The sequence below is a fragment of the Galactobacter valiniphilus genome (assembly GCF_003575975.1).
Lineage (GTDB): Bacteria > Actinomycetota > Actinomycetes > Actinomycetales > Micrococcaceae > Galactobacter > Galactobacter valiniphilus.
In genome coordinates this window covers 19,607-42,782 of sequence record NZ_QQXK01000018.1, presented here as the reverse complement: position 1 = coordinate 42,782, position 23,176 = coordinate 19,607, and the positions used below count along the sequence as shown (strand labels likewise).

Sequence of the window (23,176 nt, the reverse complement as noted above, 5' to 3'; positions counted from 1 at the left end):
GCGGCGTCGTGCATTCAAGCGGTGAGGATCAGAGCTTGGCCAGGTCCACGTTCTTCGTCTCGGGGGAGAAGAACAGGGCGATCAGCGTCAGGACGGCGCCGAGCGTGAGGTAGAGACCCACGGCGCCCACGCCGAAGTCGGCGTTGAGCCACACGGCCATGTACGGGGTGATGGCGGCACCGAGGATCGAGGAGACGTTGTACGCGATGCCGGAGCCCGTGTAGCGAACGTTGGTCGGGAAAAGCTCGGGCAGGATGGCGGACATGGAGCCGAAGGTCAGGCCCATGAGCGTCATACCGATGCAGAGGAAGACCAGGACGCGCCACACCGAGACGTCGGCGCCCGTGCCCGTCAGGGCGGGGTCGATGAGGAACTTGAAGGTCAGGCCGAACAGCGCGATGCACGCCGTGATGACGAGCTGCGAGGAGCGGCGGCCGTACTTGTCCGCGAGCCAGCCGGAGACCGGCACGAAGGCGGCGAAGAGCAGCACGGCGATGAGCTGCAGGATCAGGAACTCCTGGTACGGGATGCCCAGCATGCCGGCGGAGGGCTTGCCGATGCCGTAGGAGAGGATCCACGCGGTCATCAGGTAGAAGAGCACGTAGGTGGCCAGCATGATGAAGGTGCCCTGGATGAGCTGCAGCCAGTTCTTCTTGAAGACCTCGGCGACGGGGGCCTTGACGACCTTCTTGGCCTCCTGTACCTCGGCGAAGACCGGGGTCTCCTCCAGCTTGAAGCGGACCCACAGGCCGATCGCGACCATGACGATGGAGGCCAGGAACGGGATGCGCCAGCCCCAGATGAGGAAGCTGTGGGAGACGCCGTCCGGGTTGGCGGCGGAGTTGAAGCCGAAGGCGATCGTCAGGATCAGGAAGAAGCCGTTGGCGATGATGAAGCCGAACGGCGCGCCGAGCTGGGGCCACATGGCGGCGCGAGCGCGCTTGCCCTCTTCCGCGTACTCGGTGGCCAACAGGGAGGCGCCGGACCACTCGCCGCCCAGGCCGAGGCCCTGGCAGAAGCGCAGGATCGTCAGCATGGCGGGGGCCCACAGGCCGATCTGCTGGTAGGTCGGCAGGAGGCCGATGAGGAAGGTGGCGATGCCCATGGTCAGTAGGGCGCCGATCAGCGTGGCCTTGCGACCGATGCGGTCGCCGTAGTGGCCAAAGATGATCGAGCCGATGGGGCGGGCGATGAACGCCGCGGCGAAGGTGGCCATCGAGGCCAGGAGCTTGGCGGTGTCGTCGTTGCCCGTGAAGAAGAGCGCGGGGAAGACGGCGACGGCGGCCGTGGCGTAGACGTAGAAGTCGTAGAACTCGATGGTGGTGCCGATGAGCGAGGCAAGGATGACGCGCGAGCGGGGCGTCTGGTTCTTGGTCGCTGCGGCGGAGCCTGGGGTGGCGGACATGTTCCGTCCTTCGGGTGCGAGGGAGCGCTTGATTGGTCATACGTTACTGCGTGGTTCATTCCTTGGTCACGCGGTCTCATTATTTGAGACCGCATGACGCTGGGACTGGTCACGTTGCGGGCCGGGAGGCGGTGCACGACGGCGCGGCGGGGCCGCCTCGGGCGGCCGGGAACGGTGGGCGCCGGCGAGGTGTGAGCATCGCGTTGGTTCGGCCTGGCACCGCTCAATGGCGCGCGAACTCGGGCGCGTGCTCCGGCCGCGGCCCCACGCCCAGCAACCACGCGGGCAGTGCGGTGAGGCCGGGTGCGGCTCGCAGGAGTGTGGCGGCGGGCCGCGGGAGGGTCAACGCGGTCTCGGAGCGCAGGAGGCGCGCCACGCCGCGGTGCATGAGTCGCTGGGCGGCCTGGGTGGCAACGGCGACGGGAGCGTGCCGGCGCTGCAGCGCGAGCGCGTGCCGGTCGCTCAGCGTCCCGTCCAGCAGGGCGGGAGCCAGCATCCGGCCGGCGGCCGCGCCGTCCTGGATCGCGAGGTTCACGCCCACCCCGCCCACGGGGGGGGAGGGGGGGACATGGTGTGGGCGGCGTCGCCGAGGCAGATCAGCCCGCGCCGGTACCAGGTGCGTAGCCGCGAGAGCTCGACCCGCAAGAACTTGAGGTCCTCCTCGGCCAGTCCGGCGAGGCCGGCCGCGAGCTCGGGGAGGTCCTCGGAGAAGCGCCGGCGCAGGGCCTCGATGCCGCCGGCCAGCAAGCCGGGGCCGCCCCCTCGCGGGAAGATGATCCCGGCCTGCACGTAGTCGCCGCGGGGGATGAGCACGTACAGGAGCCCGCGCCCGCCGCGGGGCGCGAGCGTCTCGCTGAGCGCCGAGTGTCCGGGCACCCGCACCCACCACACGTCGAAGGGCACGGGCCACGAGCGGGGAACCATCCCGGCCTCGCGCCGCAGGGCCGAGCCGCGCCAGTCGCAGACGAGGGTCACGGTGGCGTGCAGCTCGCGCTCGGGTTCCGGCCGATCGCCGGTGCCAGCCGGCGAACCGGGAGGCACCGGGCGCCAGCGCACGCCGCGCACGGCACCGCCCTCCACGACGGGCCCGAGGGCCTCCGCGTTGGTGCGCAGCTCGAAGCCGGGCTCGCGGGCGGCGGCCTCCGCCAGGAGCGTCAGCACGTCCCACTGCGGGGCCATGGCGATGTAGGGGTGCTGCACGCGCAGGCGCGAGAGGTCCACGACGGTCACGGGCTCCCCGCCACCCGCCACGGGGATGCTCGCGCCCTGGACGTGGTGGGCCCCGAGGCGCGCGAAGTCCTCGCCGAGCCCCAGCTCGTCGAGGAGGGTGAGCATTCAGGGGTGCACGGTGTCCCCGCGGAAGTCGCGCAGGAAGTCGGTGTGCTTTCCGATCACCGTGACCCGCAGCCCGGCCCGCGCGAGGATCAGCCCGGAGACGAGGCCGGCGGGTCCCGCGCCGGCGATGGCAACGTCGCACGTGTCCATGCGCGGCACGCTACGCCGCGAGCGGGCCTCGCGACAGGGGCACGCGACCGGACCGCTTAGTGGGCCTCGCGACGGGGCCATCCTCCGCCAACGCGCGAGCGCCAGGCCTTCCCGCAAGGGAACGCCGGGCGCTCGGCACCACGCTGGCGGGGGCCTTACTCGGCGTCCTCGATCACGGCGATCGTCTCGCCGGCCGTGACGGTGCCGCCGGGGGCGGCGTGCAGCTTCTTGATGACGCCCGACTTGTGCGCGGTGAGGGGCTGCTCCATCTTCATGGCCTCGAGGACCACCACGAGGTCGCCCTCGGAGACCTTCTGGCCCTCCTTGACGCCCACCTTGACGATGGTGCCCTGCATGGGCGAGGTCAGCTCGTCGCCGCCCGCGGCGCCGCCGGCGGTCTTGGCGCCGAAGCGCTTGCGCTTGGGCTTCGCGGAGGCGGCGGCGGGCTTGCCCGCTGCCACGGCGAGGGAGCCCGGGAGGGTGACCTCGAGGCGCTTGCCGCCCACCTCGACGGTGATGCGCTGCAGCTCGTCCTCGTCCTCCTCCTCGGCCGCGACAGCCTTGAAGGGAACGATCGTGTTCTTGAACTCGGTCTCGATCCAGCGGGTGTGGACGGAGAACGGCTTCTCGTCGTCGGCCGGGACAAACGCCGGGTCGTTCATGACGGCGCGGTGGAAGGGGGCCACGGTGGGCATGCCCTCGATGACGAGCTCGCCCAGCGCGCGGCGGGCGCGCTCGGCGGCCTGGCGGCGCGTGGAACCCGTGACGATGAGCTTGGCGATCATCGAGTCGAAGTTGCCCGAGACCTTCTCGCCCTCCTCGACACCCGTGTCGACGCGCACGCCGGGGCCGGCGGGGAAGCGCAGCTTGGTCAGCGTGCCGGGGGCCGGCATGAAGTTGCGGCCGGCGTCCTCGCCGTTCAGGCGGAACTCGAAGGAGTGGCCGCGCAGGACCGGGTCCTCGTAGCCGAGCTCCTCGCCGCGGGCGATGCGGAACTGCTCGCGCACGAGGTCGATGCCGGAGACCTCCTCGGAGACGGGGTGCTCCACCTGCAGGCGGGTGTTGACCTCGAGGAAGGAGATGACGCCGTCCTGGCCCACGAGGAACTCGCACGTGCCAGCGCCGTCGTAGTTGGCCTCCTTGAGGATGGCCTTGGAGGCCGAGTAGAGGCGGTCCAGCTGCTCCTCGCTCAGGTAGGGGGCCGGGGCCTCCTCGACGAGCTTCTGGTTGCGGCGCTGCAGGGAGCAGTCGCGCGTGGAGACGACCACGACGTTGCCGTGCTGATCCGCGAGGCACTGGGTCTCGACGTGGCGCGGCGCGTCGAGGAAGCGCTCGACGAAGCACTCGCCGCGGCCGAAGGCGGCGGTCGCCTCGCGCACGGCGGACTCATAGAGCTCCGGGATGTCGCTGCGGTCGCGGACGACCTTGATGCCGCGGCCGCCGCCACCGTAGGCGGCCTTGATGGCCAAGGGCAGGCCGTGGGCGTCGGCGAAGTCCAGAACCTCCTGCGTGGAGGTCACGGGGTCCTTGGTGCCGGGCACGAGGGGCGCGCCGACCTTCTCGGCCAGGTGGCGGGCCTTGACCTTGTCGCCGAGTTGGTCGATGGCGGCCGGGGAGGGGCCGATCCAGGTGAGCCCGGCGTCGATAACGGCCTGGGCGAAGTCGGCGTTCTCGGAGAGGAAGCCGTAGCCCGGGTGGATCGCGTCGGCGCCGGACTTCTTGGCGGCGGCGAGGACCTTCTCGATGTCGAGGTACGACTCGGCCGCGGTGTTGCCGCCGAGCGCGAACGCCTCGTCGGCTAGGCGCACGTGCAACGCGTCCCGGTCGGGATCGGCGTACACGGCGACGGAGGCGATGCCCTCGTCTCGCGCTGCGCGGATGACGCGAACGGCGATTTCGCCACGGTTGGCGATGAGGACCTTGGTCAGTGACGGCATGGGTCTGCCTACTCCTTCACTCGGGACGCCTGGGAGCCTATCGGATTTGTGTGGTTCCCACGTCTCGCGCCGCCGCTCTCACGGCGCATAGGGGAGAATTTTGTGGGATTCCCACAAAGGTGAGGCTGCGCTGGAGCCGGCCTCCCGACGTCGGGCGCTGGGCTCAGGCGGCCGGGGCCGCCCAGAGGGCGGCCAGGGGAATGCCGAGCTCGCTCGCCATGGAGCGCAGGGCGGCGGGGGAGAGCCCGACGACGGCGTGGACGTCGCCTTCCAACCGGGTCACGAAGGCCGCGGCGAGGCCGTCCACGGTGAAGGCGCCGGCGCACTCGAGCGGCTCGCCGCTCGCCACGTAGGCGCGGATTTCGTCCTCGCTCACCTCGGCGAACGTCACGGCCGTCGAGACGAGACGCGAGGCCTCGCGGCCAGTGGAGACGTCGACGAGGTGGTGGCCCGTGTGCAACACGCCCGTGCGCCCGCTCATGCCGCGCCAGCGTTCGAGCGCGACCTCGGGCAGGTGGGGCTTGCCGTAGGCGACGCCGTCCAGCTCGAAGACCGAGTCGCAGCCGAGCACCACGCGGCCCGCGGCCTCCGGGGTGGCGGCGACGGCGCGCGACTTGGCGGTGCCGAGCAGCTGGGCCTCCTGGCCGGGGCTCACGAGCTCGCCGGCGGCCCGCAGGGCCTCGACCTCGGCGCGTTCGTCCACCTCGGGCGCCTGCGTCCCGAAGGCGAAGCCCGTGGACGTGAGGATGCTGCGGCGCGAGGGCGAGGTGGAGGCGAGCAGGAGCGGGGGAGTGCTGGTCATGGCCTCAGGCTACGCGGAAGGGCCGGTCCCGGGAGCGTGTCCCGGGGCCGGCCCTGCGTGCCTCGCGTCGGCGGGCGGCGCCGCCGAGGGTGGTGTCAGCGGGTGGCAGCGGCGTCCTGCGCCTGCTCCGCCTCGGTCTCGTCCTCGTCGTCGGAGGAGAAGACGTCGTTGGTGCGCTTGGCGTTGTAGAGGTCCAGGTCGAGGATGCCCTCGCGCTTGGCCACCAGGGTGGGGACGAGCGCCTGGCCGGCCACGTTCAGGGCGGTGCGGCCCATGTCGATGATCGGGTCGATGGCCAGCAGCAGGCCCACGCCGTCCAGGGGCAGGCCCAGGGTGGAGAGGGTCAGGGTCAGCATGACCGTGGCGCCCGTGGTGCCGGCGGTGGCGGCGGAGCCGAGCACCGAGACCACCACGATGAGGATGTACTGCATGAGGCTCAGGTCGATGTTGTAGAACTGCGCAACAAAGATCGCGGCGATGGCCGGGTAGATCGCGGCGCAGCCATCCATCTTGGTCGTGGAGCCCAGCGGCACGGCGAAGGAGGCGTAGGCAGAGGGGACGCCCAGGTTGCGCTCGGTCACGCGCTGCGTGAGGGGCATGGTGCCCATCGAGGAGCGCGAGACGAAGCCCATCTGGACCGCGGGCCACACGCCGGAGAAGTACTGCTTCACGGAGAGGCCGTGCAACTTCACGAGCACCGGGTACACCACGAAGAGGATGATCGCAAGGCCGACGTAGATGGCCACGACAAACTTCACGAGCGTGCCCATGGTGGTCCAGCCGTAGGTGGCCACGGCGTTGCCGATGAGGCCGGCGGTGCCGATCGGCGCCAGGCGGATGATCCACCACAGCACCTTCTGGACGACCTTGAGGGCCGAGCGGGAGAAGCTCACGAAGCCCTCGGCCTTCTTGCCGAGCTTGAGGGCGGCGATGCCGATGGCGATGGAGATCACGAGGATCTGCAGCACGTTGAAGGACACGGAGGCGCTCAGGGCGCCCGTCGCGGAGTCGGTCTTCACGGCGGCCTGCAGGCCGAGGAAGTTGGAGGGGATGAGGCCCTGGATGAAGGCGAGCCAGTCGCCGGTCTTGCCCTCGTAGGCCTTGGGGGTCTCGAGGCCCGTGTGGGAACCGGGCTGGAAGACCAGGCCGATGACGATGCCCACCAGCACCGCGATGAGCGCGGTGATGGCGAACCACAGGATGGTCTTCCAGGCGAGGCGGGCCGCGTTGGTCACCTTGGCGAGGTTGGCGATGGAGGCCACCACGGCAAAGAAGATCAGCGGCGGCACGGCGGCCATGAGCAGCTTCACGTAGCTGGAGCCGACGATCTGGAGCAGCTGGCCCCAGCCGTTAGGGGCCTTGGCCGTGGAGCCCGTGGCCACCGCGAGGAGGCCGAGCAGGAAGCCGACCACGAGGCCGGCGATGATCTGGTAGCCGAAGTTCCCGGTCCAGGCGGGAAGGCGGCGCTTCTTGGTGGGGGTGCTAGTCGAGGTCACCGCAGAACGCTAAGCCGCGCCTTTAGCACAGATCAACTCCATGTGTCCAAATGTGACGCTCAGGTGAAGTGGGTCTCCCCGGCAATTCCTAGGGAATAAATCGTCACATGGCGGCGTGGTGAGGGGTAGACCGCCGGGGCCCGTCCGGGGAGACTGGCTGGGAGCGGCCGGGGCGACGCGGGGAAAGGGGAAACACGTGAGTATCGAGGCCCAGGACTATGACGCTGCGGCACCGGGCGGCGGGGAACGCCCGCTCGCGCACGGCAACGAACCGGGCGAGGGGCTGATCCACCGATGAGCGCGCTTCCCCAGAACGGTCGGCTCGTGATCGTGGGTGGCGGACTCGCGGCGGCCAAGGCCGTCGAGGCCGCCCGCGGCTGCACCTTCGAGGGCAACACTGTCCTCGTCACGGCCGAGGCCCACCTTCCCTACGAGCGGCCCCCGCTGAGCAAGGAGTACCTGCGCGGAGAGGCAGAGTTTTCGGCGCAGGTGGTGCACGACGACGCCTGGTACGAGGGGCGCTTCGTCGACGTGCGGCGGGGCGTGCGGGCGGCGCGCATCGACCGTGACACCCGCCAGTTAGTCCTCGAGAGCGGGGAGGAGCTCGCCTACGACGCGCTCGTCCTCGCGACCGGCTCCGTGCCGCGGCTGCCGGCCACGCCGAGTGCCGACGCCGCCGGCGTGCACGTGTTGCGCAGCAAGGAGGACGCCGACGCCCTGCGCGGCGCACTCAAGGAGGGCGCGCGGCTCGTGGTGGTGGGCGGGGGCTGGATCGGCCTGGAGGCCGCGGCCTCGGCGCGCGCGCTGGGGGCCGAGGTCACCGTGGTGCTGCGCGGGCAGGAACCCCTCGCCCGCGTGCTTGGCCCCGAGCTGGGGCGCTTCTACGCCGATCTCCAAGCGGAGCACGGCGTGCGCCTGCTGCGCGGGGAGCGGGTCGAGGAGGTGCTGAGCGAGAACGGCGCCGCGACCGGGGTGCTCCTGGGTTCGGGGGAGCGGCTGCCGGCCGACCTCGTGCTCTTCGGCATCGGCGCGGACCCGGCCACGGAGCTCGCCCGCGAGGCGGGCCTCGAGCTCGGCGACGGCGTGCTCGTGAACGAGCTCTTCCAGACCTCGGACCCGGCGATCTACGCCGTGGGCGACATCGCCAACTACCCGCACCCGCGGCACGGCCGGATCCGGGTGGAGCACTGGGACGCGGCGCTGCATCAGCCTGCCACGGCCGTCGCAGCGATCCTCGGTGCTCCGGAACCCTACGATCACGAGCCGTACTTCTACTCCGACCAGTACGACGTGGGCATGGAGTACGTGGGCCACGTCCCCGACCCGGCCGGCACGCGGCTCGTGATCCGCGGGGACCTGGCCGCGCGCGCGTTCGTGGCGCTGTGGCTCTCGGAGCAGGACGCGCTCCTGGCCTCCATGAACGTCAACGTGTGGGACGTCGTGGACGAGGTGCTCCCGCTTATCCGCTCCGGCGTGAAGCTGTGCCCGAAGCGCCTCGCGGACCCGAGCATCCCGTGGGCGGAGACCACGGCGGATCAGGAGATCCCCCCGGCCCCGCCGGACTAGGACTCCACAGCACTTTCGACGCGGCGGCGCCTTTCGCTCGAAAGGCGCCGCCGCGTCGTCGTACTGGAGGACGCTAGGCGCCCAGGAGGGCGCGGTGCAGGGAATCCAGGCCCATGGAGCCCAGGCGCAGCGCGCGGGTGTGGAAGGCCTTCAGGTCGAAGTCCTCGCCCTCGCGGCGCGCCACCTCGTCGCGGATCTGCTCCCAGAGGCGCTGGCCGATCTTGTAGGACGGGGCCTGGCCCGGCCAGCCGAGGTAGCGCAGGAACTCGAAGCGGATGCGTCCCTCGGACTCGAACATGTTGGCCTTGAGGAACTCCCAGCCCTTGTCGGCGTCCCACGTGCCCGAACCCCAACGCTCGGGGACCTCGAGCTCGAGGTGCACGCCGATGTCGAAGACCACGCGCGCCGCGCGCAGGCGCTGGCCGTCCAGCATGCCGAGGCGATCGCCCGGATCGGCGAGGTAGCCCAGCTGCTCCATGAGGCGCTCGGCGTAGAGCGCCCAGCCCTCGCCGTGGCCCGAGACCCACACGGCCTGCGAGCGGTACTCGTTGAGCTCGTCGTCGGCCAGCAGGGCCGTGGCGCACTGCAGGTGATGGCCGGGCACGCCCTCGTGGTAGACCGTGCTCGTCTCCGCCCACGTGAGGAACTCGGTCTCGCCCTCGGGAACGGACCACCACATGCGGCCCGGGCGCGAGAAGTCGGCGCTCGGCGGCGTGTAGTAGATGCCGCCCTCCTGCGTGGGCGCGATCATGCACTCGAGGCGGTCCATGGGGGGAACGATGTCGAAGTGGGTGGCGGCGAGGTCCTTGAGGGCCGCGTCCGACTTGGCCTGCATCCACTCGCGCAGCGCGTCCGTGCCGTGAAGGACGCGCTCCGGGTCGGTGTTGAGGATCTCGCGGGCGCGCTCGAGGCTGGCGCCCGGCTCGATCTCCTGGGCCACGGCCTCCTGCTCGGCGATGATCCGCTCGAGCTCCGCGACGCCCCAGGCGTAGGTCTCCTCCAGGTCCACCTCGGCGCCCAGGAACTCCCGGGACATGAGCGAGTAGTACTCGCGGCCCACGGCGTCCTTGGTGGGGGCGTGCTTGCGCAGGTCCTCGCTCAGGTAGCCCGCCAGCTCCAGGTAGGCGACCTTGGCGGCGGCGACGATCGAGGCGAAGTTCACGGCGAACTGGGCGTCGGCCGTGGGGGCCTGCGAGAGCAGCTGGTCGAAGTAGCCGCCATCCTCGGCGTAGGCGCGGCACTGCGAGGCGACCTCGTCCACTTGGCGCACGGCGGCGACCTTGCCGGCCGCGCGCGAGGCCTCGAGGGACTCCGTGAATTCGGCGAGGGCCTGGGGCAGGTGCGAGAGGCGCGCGGAAACGTGCGCCCAGTCCTCGGCGCTCTCCTGCGGCATGAGGTCGAGCAGATTGCGCAGCAGCTGCGGGACGGACTCGAGGTTGTTCAGCGGCGTGACGCCCGTGTCGATGATCTCGACCTCCAGGCCCAGGCGCTCGCGCATGACGTCGATCGTCACCTCGTCGACCGTGTCCACGGGCGTGGCGGTGGACAGGGCCTCGAGCGTGCGCACCACGAGGGCGCGGCGGGCGGCCGTGCCCGCGGGGGAGTGATCGTCGTAGCTGTCGGGGGCGTCCGGGCGGCCGAGGGCGGTGGCCAGCTCGGGGCTCAGGGCGAGGGAAGCGGTCAGGAAGTCGTTCGCGATGGCGTCGACGGCGGTGGGGGCGCGATGCGCGGTGGTGTGGCTCACGTCCGCCAGCCTATCGGGTGGGGCGGGCGCAGGGGCCGAGCCTAGACCTCCGGACGGATCGCGCGCACCACGGAGCCGCCCTCCATGAAGGGGTCGGCGACGAGGGCCGTGATGACGTTCCCTGTGCAGCTCAGCTTGGAGTAGGGGGAGGCGTCGCCGAGCCACCCGAGCTGGCGCCCGCTCGCCGGAAGCCAGAACAGCACCGGGTCGAGCGCCCTGTCGCTCTCCAGGAGCACGGCGGTGCCGCCCTTGCACGCGGTCGCGGCGATGCTCAGCCCGTACTCGGGGCTGGGGCGCAGGAGGGGGAAGAGGCGCGTCCCGATGCGCTCGCCCGGGTGCAGGACCAGGACCTGGCCGCGCTGGCGGATCACCACGGTGTCGGCGTCTGCGGAGAGCAGGCTCACGGCCGAAATCGGCAGGCCGTCAACATCCGTGGCGACGGATTCGTCGGCCGACTCCGACTGTTTGAGGCCGCGCATCACCTCCGCCCGCGATAAGGCCACGAGGGTCTGCGGCGTGCCGCCCGGCACGAGCTTCTGTACCGACGCCAGGAGTGCGTTCGGGCTGAAGGCGATCTCCTCCGCGGTGCGGCCCTCGAAGTAGCGCTCGAACACCACGGCCCGGCCGGCCGCCTGCGGCTTGCCGGCGTTGCGGGCCACCGTGGTCAGCTTCCCTCCCCTCACGGGGACGGAATAGAGCGAGCTCGGGGCACTGTAGTCCTCGATGTTGTCCGCCGCGAAGTAGAGGGAGTCGCCGATTACGACGCCGGTGGTCGGCACCGCGAGGGAACCGTGGTCCTTGCCGTCGACCACGACGGTGGGGCGCTTCTCGCCGGGCTCCCAGCTGCTGATGCTCCAGTCCCCGGACTCTGCCTCCGGGTCGGAGGCCGAGCCGTCGCCGATCCAGAAGAGGCGCCCCCCGCCCGTCCAGGTCGGGAAGCCGCCGTAGTACGGGCTCACGGCGGCCTCGGGGCCCGCATGCCACCCGGCGTCGTCGACGTAGCCGACGCGGGGGACGGGGATCTTTTGTTCCTCCTCCGAGTAGGTGGCGTCGGAGAAGGCGACGGCATAGCCGCGCCCGAGGGCGCCGTCGGCGCCCGCCGTCGAGACCGGCATGAGAGAGAAGCCCTCAGGGGTGCCCGGGATGTCGGAGGACCAGCGCTCGTTCGCCTCCTGATGGAGCTCCTCCGCAGAGTGCGGCCGCGCCTGGGAGAGGCGCAGGACGTCGAGCCGGACGGGCGTGCCGTCTGCCCAGGTGAGCCCCGCGCTCTGCGTGCCGGTGGACAGGGGTGTGCCGGAGCCGCGGCCGAGCTCGGGGTGGTCGAAGGAATCGGGCAGCGGGGTGGCGGTGGAGGCCTCCTCGGTGGCGATCCCGACGACCGTGGAGTCGCCGCCGGAGGCCGAGACGTCGTCCCCGGAGTCGGCGGCGCCCGGCTGCGTTGCTGGGGAAGCGGACGATGAGGGGAGTGCGGAGGTGGGCGGGGAGGAAGCGGCGTCCTGGCCGCCGGTGGTGCAGGCCGCCAGCAGGCCGGCGACGGACACAGCGGCGGCAAGCCGGAGAGCGCGGCCGGCACTGCCGGTCGTGCGCGCGCCGTGTCCCGCTGGATGGCCCGAGCCATCGCCCGCGGCCGAGCCCGCGTCGATCACCCGCTCTGTGCCCACGCTGCCCCCTGAACCGGCCGTATCGACGAGAAAACGCCCCGGCTCCGCACCCCCCGAGGGGCGGCGGTGCCGGGGCGCTTCAGCCTAATGCACTGGATGTGGCTTGGCTCACCTTCCGCGGGCGCGCCACGCGCCCGGGACGGCCATGAGGCGCGAGCGCAGGCGGGCGCTGCGGCGCAGCACGTCCGAGCGGGTCGCCTCCTTGGGCTCCTCGTCCTCGTGGGACGCGGAGGCCGCCGCAGCGACGAGCACGGCCGTGACGGCGGCGAGCTCCTCGGGGGTCGGCTCGCCGCGCACGACGCGCAGGAAGGGGACGTCCTCGCTCGAGGACGCCTCGTCCGGTTCGGCCCAGGGCCGGCGGGCGGCGCTCACAGCGGGATGTTCCCGTGCTTCTTGGCGGGCAGCGAGGAGTGCTTATCGCGCAGGGCGCGCAGGCCCTTGACGATCTGCAGGCGGGTCTCGCTCGGCGCGATGACGGCGTCCAGGTAGCCCAGCTCGGCCGCCTGATAGGGGTTGAGCAGCTCGGCCTCGTAGTCGGCCACGATCTGCGCGCGGTGCGCCTCGACGTCGCCGCCCTCGGCCTCCACCGCGGCGAGGTCGCGGCGGAAGAGGATGTTGACGGCTCCCTGGGCGCCCATGACGCCGATCTGGGCGGTGGGCCAGGCGAAGTTCAGGTCGGCGCCGAGCTTCTTGGAGCCCATGACGATGTAGGCGCCGCCGAAGGCCTTGCGCGTGATGACCGTGAGCTTGGGGACGGTGGCCTCGGCGTAGGCGTAGAGCAGCTTGGCGCCGCGGCGGATGATGCCGAGGTCCTCCTGGTCCTTGCCGGGCAGGAAGCCGGGGACGTCCACGAGCGTCAGGATCGGGATGTTGAAGGCGTCGCAATGCCGCACGAAGCGCGCCGCCTTCTCGGAGGCGTTGATGTCCAGCGTGCCGGCGAACTGCATGGGCTGGTTGGCCACGACACCCACCGTGGCGCCCTCCACGCGGCCGTAGCCGATGATGACGTTGGGGGCGTAGAGCGCCTGCACCTCGAAGAAGGCGGCGTCGTCCATGATGTGCTCGATCACGGTGCGCATGTCGTACGGCTGCGCGGCGGAGTCGGGGATGAGCGTGTCCAGCTCCTCGTCCTCGTCCGTGATGAAGAGCTCCTGGTCGGCCGGCTCCAGGGCGGGCTCGGCCAGGTTGTTGGAGGGCAGGTACGAGAGGAGCTCGCGCACGAAGTCGAGCGCGTCCTCCTCGTCCGGCGCCAGGTAGGTGGCGGTGCCGGTGTCCTGGTTGTGGTGGCGCGCGCCGCCGAGGGTCTCCATGTCCACGTCCTCGCCCGTGACGGTCTTGATGACGTCGGGGCCCGTGATGAACATGTGGGAGGTCTTGTCCACCATGACGATGTAGTCGGTCAGGGCGGGGGAGTAGGCCGCGCCGCCGGCGCAGGGGCCCATGATGACGGAGATCTGCGGGACCACACCCGAGGCGTGGACGTTGCCGCGGAAGATGTCGGCGAACATGGCCAGGGAGGCCACGCCCTCCTGGATGCGCGCGCCGCCGCCGTCGTTGATGCCCACCACGGGGCAGCCGTTGCGCAGCGCGAACTCCTGCACCTTGACGATCTTCTGGCCGTTGATCTCGGAGAGCGAGCCGCCGTAGACCGTGAAGTCCTGCGAGTAGACGGCCACGAGGCGGCCGTCGATGGTGCCGTAACCGGAGACCAGGCCGTCGCCGAGGGGCTTCTTCTTCTCCATGCCGAACGCGTGGGTGCGGTGCACGCGCAGCGCGTCGAACTCCACGAAGGACTCGGGATCCAGGAGCATCTCGATGCGCTCGCGGGCGGTGTGCTTGCCGCGCGCGTGCTGCTTCTCGATGGCCGCCTGACCGTTGGGGGCCAGCCCGACCTCGCGGCGGGCGCGGAAGTCGGCGAGCTTGCCGGCCGTGGTGGTCAGGTCGAACGGGGCGTCCTGGCTCTCGATCATGACGAGGTGAGGCTCCTGTGTTGAGGTGCTGGCGGCCGAGGGTTCTCGGCGCGGACGTCTTGGTGGAAAGGAACAACCGCAACGCCGCCGCTGGACAGTCTAGGCCCACCCCGGCGGGGCGCCTTTGGGGGAATCGCACAAAAAGCCGGCGCGCCCTCGTGGGGAGGCGCGCATACCGGCGGCCGGGCGCCGTGGCGCGCCGCCGCGTCGTCGTGCGGGTCAAACGCGAAACATTACTCATGGGTAACAAATGGGGCCTTCTCCCGCTACGCTGGCCTCATGAGCAACGAGACCCAGCCCACACGCTCGCTGGCCGGGCGCACCATCATCATGAGCGGCGGCAGCCGCGGCATCGGCCTGGCCATCGCCCTGAAGGCCGCCCGCGACGGCGCCAACGTGGTGCTGCTGGCCAAGACCGACCAGCCCCACCCCAAGCTCGAGGGCACCGTGCACACGGCCGCCGCCGAGATCGAGGCCAGCGGCGGGCGCGCGCTCGCCGTGGTGGGCGACGTCCGCATCGACGCCGATGTGGAGCGTGCCGTCGCGGCCGCCGTCGAGACCTTCGGGGGCCTCGACATCGTCATCAACAACGCCTCCGCGATCGACCTGAGCCCCACGGACGCCGTGGACATGAAGCGCTACGACCTCATGCAGAACATCAACGCGCGCGGCACCTTCCTGCTCTCCAAGACGGCGCTGCCGCACCTGCGCCGCTCCGAGTCCGCTCACATCCTGACGCTCTCGCCGCCGCTGAACCTCGATCCGCGCTGGGCCGGCGACCACCTCGCCTACACCATGGCCAAGTACGGGATGAGCCTGACGACCCTCGGTCTGGCCCGCGAGCTGGCCCGCGACGGGACCGGCGTGAACTCGCTCTGGCCCGCCACGATCATCGAGACGGCGGCCATCCGGAACCTGCCCGGCGGGGCGCCGTTGCTCTCCGGGGCGCGCACGCCGCAGATCGTCGCCGACGCAGCGCACGCCATCCTGACGCGCGACCCCCGCGAGTACACGGGCCACTTCGCGATCGACGAGGAGGTGCTGGCGCAGGAGGGCATCCACGACCTGAGCGGCTACGCCGTGGGCAACCCGGACGCCCCTCGCACGCCGGACATCTTCCTCGACGGCGCCCCGAGCGCGAGCGAGGGCATGGCGTGAGCCGCACCTTGGTGCTCGACGCCGCCGCGGTCGCCAAGGCGCGCCGGGCCACGCCCGGCACGGATCGCCTCGCGTGGCCGGCGCCGCTTCTGCCCGCGCAGACCGGATCGACGAACGAGGACCTCGTGGCCCTCGGGGCCGGTGCCGCGAACCTGAGCCTCGTCGCGACGCTCGACCAGGTGGCCGGGCGCGGTCGGCTTGACCGCTCGTGGGTGGCGCCCCCCGGGGCCTGCCTGGCGATGAGCACGCTGCTGCGGGCGCCGGCCTCCATGGCCCCCGACGCCCTCGGCTGGGCCACCGTGTTGGTGGCCCTCGTGGCCGCCCGCACGGTGGATCACCTGGCCGGGGAGCGCGTGGCCGGGGTGAAGTGGCCAAACGATCTTCTGGTCGGCGGCTCCAAGTGCGCCGGCATCCTGGCCCGTCTGGTTCCCGGCGCGCCGGGCGAGGGGCACACCGTGGTGGTCGGGATCGGGGTCAACCTGGACCAGAGCCGCGAGGAGTTGCCCGTCGGCACCGCGACCTCGCTGGCCCTGGCCGGCGTCAGCATCGGCGGCGACGAGCTGCTTGGCACCCTGTGGGGCCAGCTCGGCGTGGTGAGCGCCGAGTGGTTTGCCGCTGGCGGGTCGGTGACGACGCCGCTGGCTAGCCTCGGCGGCGCGAGCGTGCTCGAGGCGGCCCGCGAGGCAAGCTCCACCCTGGGCAACGACGTCCGCGTTCATCTGCCGGGCGGCCACGAGCTCGTGGGCGTCGCCACCGACCTGGACGCGGATGGCTGTCTCATGGTCACGGACGCCTCCGGCGAGGTGCACCACGTGCACGCCGGTGACGTGGTGCACCTGCGTCGCTCGGACGGTGGCTACGCCTGAGCCGATAGGCTGAAGGCCCCGCTGGCCGGGCGCTGCGGCGCCCCGGCCGCGACGCAACGGACGGGCAAGGAGCGCCACGTGAGGGTCGAGCTGAGCGAGCGCGAGTGCGTCGTGGTGCGCACGCGCCCGCATCCGCGCGCCCTCCTCGGTCCCGCCTGGGCCTTCGTCGCGCTGACGGGCCTGGCGGGGGTGGGGCAGGGCATCGCGAGCCGGCTGCCCGAGCTCGGCGGCGGTTGGGAACAGGCCGCCCCGTTCTTGTCCTGGGGGCTCTGGGGCGTGCTGGGTATCGCGGCGATCGCGTGGGTGCTGCGCCCGCTGTGGCGCTGGACGCGCCGCCGCTACGTCTTCACCAATCAGCGCGTCATCTCCTTCGAGGGCCGTCGCCGCCGCGATCTGCCGCTCGGCATGCTGACCGGCGTGGACCCCCGGCCCGGCGTGGGGGCCGGCCGGGACGGCGCCGGAACGCTTGTCCTGTTCACGGAGCGCGGCCAGGCGAGCCTCAAGCACGTCCCCTCGGTCCGGCGGGCAGCCGATGTGGTGCGCCGCAGCCACGCCGCGCTCCCGTGGGTTCCGCCGCCCGGCACGCCGGGCCGGTACGGTCCGGCCTGAGCGCACAAGTGCAAGAATGGAGGAGCCGGCGCGGAACGCGCCGCATCCAGCCACCGCGAGAGGGAAGAGCAGCATGAGCGAGGACATCACGCCGGGCGCGCACGCCCCGGCTGAGTCCTTCGACGCCCCGCTGCCGCCCGTGCCGCCGCCGTCCCGCCCCGACGTGGAGAGAGCGGGAGACGGCCTGGCCTCCGGGGTCTCGGCCGGGCCGGCCGCCGGCCGCGACATCGGGCCGGGCACGCTGAGCCGCACCGCGCAGCTGCCCATGGTGCCGCGCCTCGCCCCTGACGAGAGCGCCCGCCCGCTTTCGGCCTCCGAGGCCGCCACGCGGGCGCAGCCGACCGTTTCGGAGCCCGCGCCCGAACCCGTCCCCGAGAACGCCCCCATCACCACGTCGATGCCCGTCGTCCCGATCAAGCACCAGGACGAGGCGGATGTGCGCAATGCGGCGCGCGAGCTCGAGCGGCGCCTGCTCGGCGGGGAGCGCACCCTGCGCCGCCGCGAGGTGGCCGCGGACGTGGGTGTCTCCCTGCTCAGTGCTCGCAAGATCTGGCGTTCCCTCGGCCTGCCTCGCGTGGGCGACGACGAGGTGGCCTACACGCGCAACGACGAGGCGGCCCTCGAGACGATCATCGATCAGGTGCGCGAGCACCGGCTGACCGAGGAGGCAGCGCTGTCCATCACGCGCTCGCTCGGGCAGCTCACGGACCGCATGGTCATCTGGCAGATCGAGGCGATCGTCGAGGACCTCGTCCAAAACCAGGGCATGAGCGACGCCGAGGCGCGGCGCCAGGTGATCCTGCTGCTCGATGACCTCATCGATCCCATCGAAGAGGTCATGATCTACGCCTACCGGCGCAACCTGGCAGCCGCCGTGCAGCGCCAGGTGGTGCGCGCCGAGTCGGGGCTCAAGGCCTCCAACGAGCACCGCGACGGTTCAGAGGACGACGCCGCGTTGCCGCTGGCCCGCGCCGTGGGCTTCGCCGACATGGTCTCCTTCACCAAGCTCTCCCGCCGCATGGACGAACGCACGCTCGCCAAGCTGGTGCAGGGCTTCGAGGCGCGCTGCTCCGAGATCATCACGGTCGGCGGAGGACGCCTCGTCAAGACGATCGGCGACGAGGTGCTCTACGTCGCCGAGACGCCGCAGGCCGGCGCGCGCATCGCGCTGACCTTGGCCGGCGAGTTTGGCGTGGAGGACGTCTCCGGTCCCGAGACCCCGCGGGTGCGCGTTGGCCTCGTGTGGGGGCGCGTGCTCTCCCGCCTCGGCGACATCTACGGCGCCACCGTCAACATGGCGGCGCGCCTGACCGCGATCGCCGAGCCCCAGCAGGTGCTCACCGACCACCTCACGGCGCAGGTCCTGGCCGGGGACGCCCGCTTTGTCGTCACCGAACAGGAACCCGTGCACCTGCACGGCTTCGGCGACATCACGCCCTACGCGCTCACCGAGGGCATGGGCGCCACGCTGCCGCTGGACTGACGCCGACTGCGCCGCAAAGGCCTTGCGGCCCCGCGCGAGATCCGGGAATCGACGGGGGATCGTCTGAGCGACGATCCCCCGTCGATTTTTTGATTCCGGAAGAGGTGGGGCGAGACCCAGCGGCTGGCCCCTTGAAGGGGCACGACGACGCGTCGCGGGCGGGAGCGCGGGCGGCGGCGGGTGGGGTGGGACTGTGACGACATCGCGCGTCATGTGGGCTCCGGCGCAACGATCCGCGCGTCAACGCCGCCTGAATGCTGGCCAAAGCGACGCCGCGTGACGCCCCGAGACGCCGCTGGGAGGGGCTCCATCGCGTCGCATGACGGGGGACAAAAACGCCACGCCGCTTCCTGGAAGAGTCGCCACACCAACCCCTTATGCAGGCCGCGCTCTCCGCGGCCCCCGGCACGAAAGCAGGCTCATGTCCCGCCGTCACTTGTCCACCCTCGCCCTCTTTTCGGCAGCCGCCCTGGGCCTGACTGCGTGCGCCGGTGGCGCCACCGCAGCGGATGGCGGCGCCGGGACCGATCGAACCCTCGTCTACGCCCACCAGCAGGAACCCGCCTGCGTGTTTGGCGGCTGGATCGAACAGGCCTACCTCTCCTACCAGGTGCTCGACAGCCTCACCTCGCTCGACGAGAACGGGAAGGCCGTCCCGTGGCTCGCCACGGACTGGAAGTCCTCCGCCGACGGCCTGACCTGGACGCTGAACCTCAAGGACGGCGTGAAGTTCACCGATGGAACGGCCGTCGACGCCGCCGCCGTCGCCGCGAACTTCGACTACTGGGTGGACGGTGGCAACTCCACCGCCGCCGTGTGGCTGGGCGGCTACTACGACTCCGCCAAGGCCGTGGACGCCACGACGCTGGCCATCAAGCTCAAGCGGCCCTACCCGCAGCTGCCCGAGACCATCAGCCAGGGCTACTTCGGCATCCAGTCGGCCAAGGCGCTCAAGGAACGCACGGCGGAGCAGAACTGCGAGGCGCCCATCGGCTCTGGCGCGTTCACGGTGTCCGAGTGGAACCGCGGGCAGAACATCCTGCTCAAGCGCAACGACGAGTACGCGTCCTGGCCGGCCAACGCGAAGGTGCAGGGCCCGGCCAAGCTGGCGGCGGTCGACTGGCGCTTCGTCCCGGACGGCACCACCCGCGCCACGGCCCTGAAGGCCGACGAGGTCGACGCGATCTACGACGTGCCGGCCATCGATTGGCAGCAGCTCGAGCAGGGAGGCTTCCAGCTGCAAAAGTACGTCACGGGCGGCCGCCCGCAGGCGCTGACCTTCAACACCCGCGAGGGCATCTTCAAGGACGAGTCGGTGCGCAAGGCCTTCGCCTACAGCCTCGACCGCCCGGCCCTCGTGAAGACCGTGGGCCTCGACGTCATCCCCTTCGAGGGCAACGGCTCCGTCAGCCAGGCCACCACCGACTACAGCCAGAAGGCGGCCGACGCCTACGGCTACGACGCGGCCAAGGCCAACCAGCTGCTCGACGCCGCCGGTTGGACCGAGCGCGACGCCGAGGGCTACCGCACCAAGGACGGCAAGGTCCTCGAGGCCAAGCTGCCCTACGGCGCGGGCTCCATCGTCACCGCCGACGGCGCCTCGATCCTGCAGGGCGTGGCCGAGCAGGCCAAGGCCGTGGTCTTCAAGGTCACGCTGATCTCTGTGCCGCAGTCCGAGCTCTTCTCCGGGGCCTACTCCAAGCCGAACGAGCGCGACATCTACGCGGGCTACTGGACCTCGGTGACCTCCGGCATCCTCTACATCAACTGGCGCCCCGACACCGAGAAGAGCCCCAACGGCAACAACTCGGCCTTCACCCAGGACGCGACGCTCGAGAAGTTCATCCTCAAGGGCAACTCGGCAAGCGACCCGGCCGAGCGCGCCAAGGCCTACCAGGACGCCCAGGAGTACATCGCCGATCACGCCTACGCGATCGGCCTCTACGACCGGCTGAGCACGCTCGCCGTGGCCCCGGACGTCGTCGACGTGTGGCAGGAGCACTCGCAGGGGGGACCGGTCTTCCATGACGCTCACTTCAGCTCCTGAGCAGCGCGCAGCGCAGGGACTCGAACCCCCCGCCGCGCCCGCCGCGCGCCGGGGCGGGGCGTTCGCCCTGCGCTGGGGCGGCCGCCTCCTCGGCGCCCTCGTCACCCTGTGGGGCGCCGCCACCGTCGCCTTCCTCGCGCAGCTCGCGCTGCCGGGAGACCGGGCCACGGTCATCTTCAATATCCGGGCCGGCCAGGCCATCGAGCGCACGCCGGAGGAGCTCGCCTCCATCAACGAGCAGTTCGGCCTGCAGCGCCCCGCCTGGCAGCAGTACGTCGAGTTCCTCGGCGGCCTGCTGCGCGGAGACCTCGGGGATTCATACCAGCAGTTCCGCCCCGTCGCGGCGCTCATCGCCGAGCAGCTGCCCTCCACCCTGGCGCTCACGGCGCTCGCGCTCCTGTTCGCCTGGATCATCATGGTCCTCTGGGTCACGCTGACCGCCGGCCGCGCGCCGTGGCTGAGCTCCGTGGGCGCCGTCATCGACACCGTCGCCGCGGGCCTGCCGCACTACTGGCTCGGCATCCTGCTCCTCGTGGTGTTTGCCGCCGGCCTCGGCTGGTTCCCCGTCATCAGCGGGGACAAGCCGGCGGGCATCGTCCTGCCGGCACTGACCCTCGCCATCCCGCTCGCTGGCTTCATGGGGCAGTCGACGCGCACGGAGTACGAGAACACGCTCAAGCAGCCCTTCGTGGCTGTGACCGGCCCCTCGGCCCTGGCCCAGGTGCTCGCGGTGGCCGTCGGCTCGGCTCCCGGCTACGCCCGCATGGTCAGGGCGCAGATCCTGCAGGCCTCCGGCTCCGGCTACGTCGAGGCCGCGCTCACGCTCGGCCACCCGCGCTCGGCGATCCTGTGCCGGCACGTGTTCCCGAACGCGATCCGCCCTCTCGTGGCGATCCTTGCCATGTCGGTTGGCCAGTCCATCGTGTGGGCCTCGAGCCTCGCGTTCCTGGGGCTCGGCGTGTCCCCGCCGTCCCCCGAGTGGGGAGCCCTGCTGGATGCCGGGCGCCGCTACATCGTGCACGCGCCCTGGCTCACGGTCATCCCCGGCCTCGTGATCGTGGTGGTCGCGGTCGCCTCCACCACCATCGGACAGCACCTGCGCCTCGCGCTGGAAAAGGGCGAGAAATGAGCGCCGTCACCGAATCAACGCAGGCCGCCGCGGCGGCCGCCCCTCCGGCCGACGAGCTCTTGAGCGTCGAGCGGCTCAACGTGGGCTTCCGCCGCCGCGGCGGGATCAATCCAGTGGTCCGCGACGTCTCCTTCAGCCTGCGACGGGGCCGCTGCCTCGCCCTCGTGGGCGAGTCGGGCTCCGGCAAGTCGGTCACTGCACGCACCTTGGTCGGCCTGGCCGGCGAGGGGGCGGTCATCGAGGCCGAGCGCCTTGAGCTCGAGGGGAGCGATCTGCTCGCGGCGGGCGAGGCGCAGTTCCGCTCTCTGCGCGGCTCCACGATCGGCTTCGTGCTCCAGGACGCGCTCGTCTCGCTGGATCCGCTGCGCCCCGTGGGCGCCGAGGTCCGCGAGTCGCTGAGCGCCCACGGCTGGGGCACCCGCGCCACGCGCCGGGAGAAGGCGGTGAGCCTCCTGGAGTCGGTGGGCATCCCGCTGCCGCAGGAGCGCGCCAAGCAGCGCCCGGGCGAACTCTCGGGCGGCCTGCGCCAGCGCGCGCTCATCGCCTCCGCCGTGGCCCTGGCCCCCGACATCCTCATCGCCGACGAACCGACGACGGCGCTCGACGTGTCGGTCCAGGCGCAGATCCTTCGCCTCTTCGGCGAGCTCAAGGAGCAGGGGACGGCCGTGCTGCTCATCAGCCACGACCTCGCCGTGGTCTCCGAGCTCGCCGACGACGTGGCAGTGATGCAGGGCGGGCGGATCGTGGAGAGCGGGCCGGCCGCCGACGTGCTCGGCGCGCCGCGCCACCCCTACACCAAGGCCCTGCTCGCCGCCGTACCCGGCGTCGACACCCGCGGCAGGCGGCTCTCCGGCCGCGACGCGGGTGAGCCGCTCGCAGTGCACGACGGCGCGGTGCCCGGCTCCGCGCCGGGCGTCGCCACACGAGGAGCGGAGGGGGAGGACCCGGTGCCGGGCGCGCCCGAGGCGCCCCAGGCGTCGTCGGGCACCGTCACCGACGGGCCGCAGGCCCGGCCGGTGGTCCTGGAGGCGAGCGGCCTGCGTAAGGTCTTCGCTTCGCCGAGCGGCGCCAAGCACGTGGCGGTGAACGACGTGTCGTTCGCGCTGCGGCGGGGGAGCACCCTCGGGATCGTGGGCGAGTCGGGCTCGGGCAAGAGTACGACGGCCCGCCTGGGCCTGGCGCTCGAGGCGCCGGACGCCGGCGACGTGAGCTGGCACGGGACCCCCATCACGGGGCTGCCCGAGCGCAAGCGCCGCGGGCTGCGCGCGCGGCTCGGCGTGGTGCCGCAGGACCCGCTCAGCTCCTTCGACCCGCGCTGGAACACGCGGCGGATCCTCCTCGACGCCCTGCCCGCCGGCTTGCCGGCGGCGCGGCGAGAGGCAAGGCTCCTCGAGCTGCTGGACGACGTGGGGCTGGATCGCCTGGTGCTCGATCGCTTCCCGCTCACGCTCTCCGGCGGCCAGCGCCAGCGCATCTCCATCGCGCGGGCGCTCGCCGGCGAGCCGGACGTGGTGGTGCTGGACGAGGCCGTCTCGGCGCTCGACGTCTCGGTGCAGGCCCAGATCCTCGACCTGCTGGTCCGCCTGCGCGAGGAGCACGGCCCCGCCTACCTCTTCATCACCCATGACCTGGGGGTCGTGGCGCACCTGGCCGACGACGTGCTCGTCATGAAGGACGGCGCGGTCGTGGAGCGGGGCGCCGCCGTGGAGGTCCTCACCCGGCCCCGGCACCCCTATACCCAGCGCCTCGTCGCCGCCGTGCCCAGCCTCGCGGCCGCCCCCGCGCCCTCCCCGAACCCCTCGCAGAACGGAGCCTGAA

At 71.8% G+C, this 23,176-nt stretch carries 17 protein-coding genes and 1 pseudogene; 8 read left to right on the top strand and 10 right to left on the bottom strand.

All coding sequences use genetic code 11. The features are described from left to right. Positions 1 to 28: 28 nt before the first annotated feature. From DWB68_RS09850 to DWB68_RS09830, 6 genes and pseudogenes are all read right to left on the bottom strand, one after another. Positions 29 to 1,405 (bottom strand): MFS transporter, encoded by a 1,377-nt coding sequence (locus DWB68_RS09850; RefSeq protein ID WP_119424971.1) that lies wholly within the window; start codon positions 1,403 to 1,405, stop codon positions 29 to 31. Positions 1,406 to 1,628: 223 nt separating this feature from the next. Next, positions 1,629 to 1,940 carry a hypothetical protein gene (locus DWB68_RS16745; protein ID WP_233548729.1) on the bottom strand — a complete coding sequence of 104 codons (312 nt, stop codon included), beginning with the start codon at positions 1,938 to 1,940 and terminating at the stop codon, positions 1,629 to 1,631. Beyond that, positions 1,937 to 2,890 (bottom strand): annotated as a pseudogene (locus tag DWB68_RS09845) (FAD-dependent monooxygenase). Before DWB68_RS09845 ends, DWB68_RS16745 begins: the two are co-directional and overlap by 4 nt. Before the next feature lie 155 nt (positions 2,891 to 3,045). After that, a complete protein-coding gene (locus DWB68_RS09840; RefSeq protein ID WP_119424970.1) occupies positions 3,046 to 4,827 on the bottom strand; it encodes an acetyl/propionyl/methylcrotonyl-CoA carboxylase subunit alpha in 1,782 nt (593 codons plus the stop codon). A 163-nt stretch (positions 4,828 to 4,990) separates the two neighbouring features. Continuing rightward, positions 4,991 to 5,629 (bottom strand): Maf family protein, encoded by a 639-nt coding sequence (locus tag DWB68_RS09835; protein ID WP_119424969.1) that lies wholly within the window; start codon positions 5,627 to 5,629, stop codon positions 4,991 to 4,993. A gap of 95 nt (positions 5,630 to 5,724) precedes the next feature. Continuing rightward, complete coding sequence (locus tag DWB68_RS09830) at positions 5,725 to 7,125, bottom strand: dicarboxylate/amino acid:cation symporter (protein ID WP_119424968.1); 1,401 nt, start codon at positions 7,123 to 7,125, stop codon at positions 5,725 to 5,727. A 294-nt stretch (positions 7,126 to 7,419) separates the two neighbouring features. On the opposite strand from DWB68_RS09830, the gene DWB68_RS09825 reads away from it, so the two are divergent. After that, positions 7,420 to 8,691 (top strand): NAD(P)/FAD-dependent oxidoreductase, encoded by a 1,272-nt coding sequence (locus DWB68_RS09825; protein WP_119424967.1) that lies wholly within the window; start codon positions 7,420 to 7,422, stop codon positions 8,689 to 8,691. 73 nt (positions 8,692 to 8,764) lie between these two features. Here the strand turns inward: DWB68_RS09825 and DWB68_RS09820 are convergent, their stop codons facing one another. The 4 genes from DWB68_RS09820 to DWB68_RS09805 form a co-directional block, all read right to left on the bottom strand. After that, positions 8,765 to 10,435, bottom strand: a complete 1,671-nt coding sequence (locus DWB68_RS09820; RefSeq protein ID WP_119424966.1) for a DUF885 domain-containing protein — start codon at positions 10,433 to 10,435, stop codon at positions 8,765 to 8,767. Positions 10,436 to 10,476: 41 nt separating this feature from the next. After that, positions 10,477 to 12,096, bottom strand: a complete 1,620-nt coding sequence (locus DWB68_RS09815) for a hypothetical protein (RefSeq protein WP_147391638.1) — start codon at positions 12,094 to 12,096, stop codon at positions 10,477 to 10,479. Between the two features lie 108 nt (positions 12,097 to 12,204). Further along, positions 12,205 to 12,468, bottom strand: coding sequence for an acyl-CoA carboxylase epsilon subunit (locus tag DWB68_RS09810; RefSeq protein WP_119424964.1), 264 nt, complete (start codon positions 12,466 to 12,468; stop codon positions 12,205 to 12,207). Then, positions 12,465 to 14,066 carry an acyl-CoA carboxylase subunit beta gene (locus DWB68_RS09805; RefSeq protein ID WP_119424963.1) on the bottom strand — a complete coding sequence of 534 codons (1,602 nt, stop codon included), beginning with the start codon at positions 14,064 to 14,066 and terminating at the stop codon, positions 12,465 to 12,467. The genes DWB68_RS09810 and DWB68_RS09805 overlap by 4 nt, the downstream gene beginning before the upstream one ends. Before the next feature lie 279 nt (positions 14,067 to 14,345). Here DWB68_RS09805 and DWB68_RS09800 point away from each other — a divergent pair, with 279 nt between their 5' ends. The 7 genes from DWB68_RS09800 to DWB68_RS09770 all read left to right on the top strand — a co-directional run bounded on the left by DWB68_RS09800 (position 14,346) and on the right by DWB68_RS09770 (position 23,175). Then, the gene (locus DWB68_RS09800; RefSeq protein ID WP_119424962.1) at positions 14,346 to 15,224 is read left to right on the top strand and encodes an SDR family oxidoreductase; all 879 of its coding nucleotides are present in this window, start codon (positions 14,346 to 14,348) and stop codon (positions 15,222 to 15,224) included. Continuing rightward, positions 15,221 to 16,090: a biotin--[acetyl-CoA-carboxylase] ligase gene (locus tag DWB68_RS09795; protein WP_119424961.1), complete on the top strand. Its 870-nt coding sequence runs from the start codon at positions 15,221 to 15,223 to the stop codon at positions 16,088 to 16,090. Before DWB68_RS09800 ends, DWB68_RS09795 begins: the two co-directional genes overlap by 4 nt. A gap of 78 nt (positions 16,091 to 16,168) precedes the next feature. Continuing rightward, positions 16,169 to 16,699, top strand: a complete 531-nt coding sequence (locus DWB68_RS09790; protein WP_119424960.1) for a hypothetical protein — start codon at positions 16,169 to 16,171, stop codon at positions 16,697 to 16,699. Positions 16,700 to 16,772: 73 nt separating this feature from the next. After that, on the top strand, positions 16,773 to 18,182 hold the full coding sequence (locus DWB68_RS09785) for an adenylate/guanylate cyclase domain-containing protein (protein WP_407645693.1): 1,410 nt from the start codon (positions 16,773 to 16,775) through the stop codon (positions 18,180 to 18,182). A gap of 421 nt (positions 18,183 to 18,603) precedes the next feature. Then, positions 18,604 to 20,229, top strand: a complete 1,626-nt coding sequence (locus tag DWB68_RS09780) for an ABC transporter substrate-binding protein (RefSeq protein WP_119424959.1) — start codon at positions 18,604 to 18,606, stop codon at positions 20,227 to 20,229. Beyond that, positions 20,207 to 21,358 (top strand): ABC transporter permease subunit, encoded by a 1,152-nt coding sequence (locus DWB68_RS16740; protein ID WP_119424958.1) that lies wholly within the window; start codon positions 20,207 to 20,209, stop codon positions 21,356 to 21,358. Before DWB68_RS09780 ends, DWB68_RS16740 begins: the two co-directional genes overlap by 23 nt. Next, positions 21,355 to 23,175: a dipeptide ABC transporter ATP-binding protein gene (locus DWB68_RS09770; RefSeq protein ID WP_119424957.1), complete on the top strand. Its 1,821-nt coding sequence runs from the start codon at positions 21,355 to 21,357 to the stop codon at positions 23,173 to 23,175. The genes DWB68_RS16740 and DWB68_RS09770 overlap by 4 nt, the downstream gene beginning before the upstream one ends. Position 23,176 lies beyond the last annotated feature (1 nt).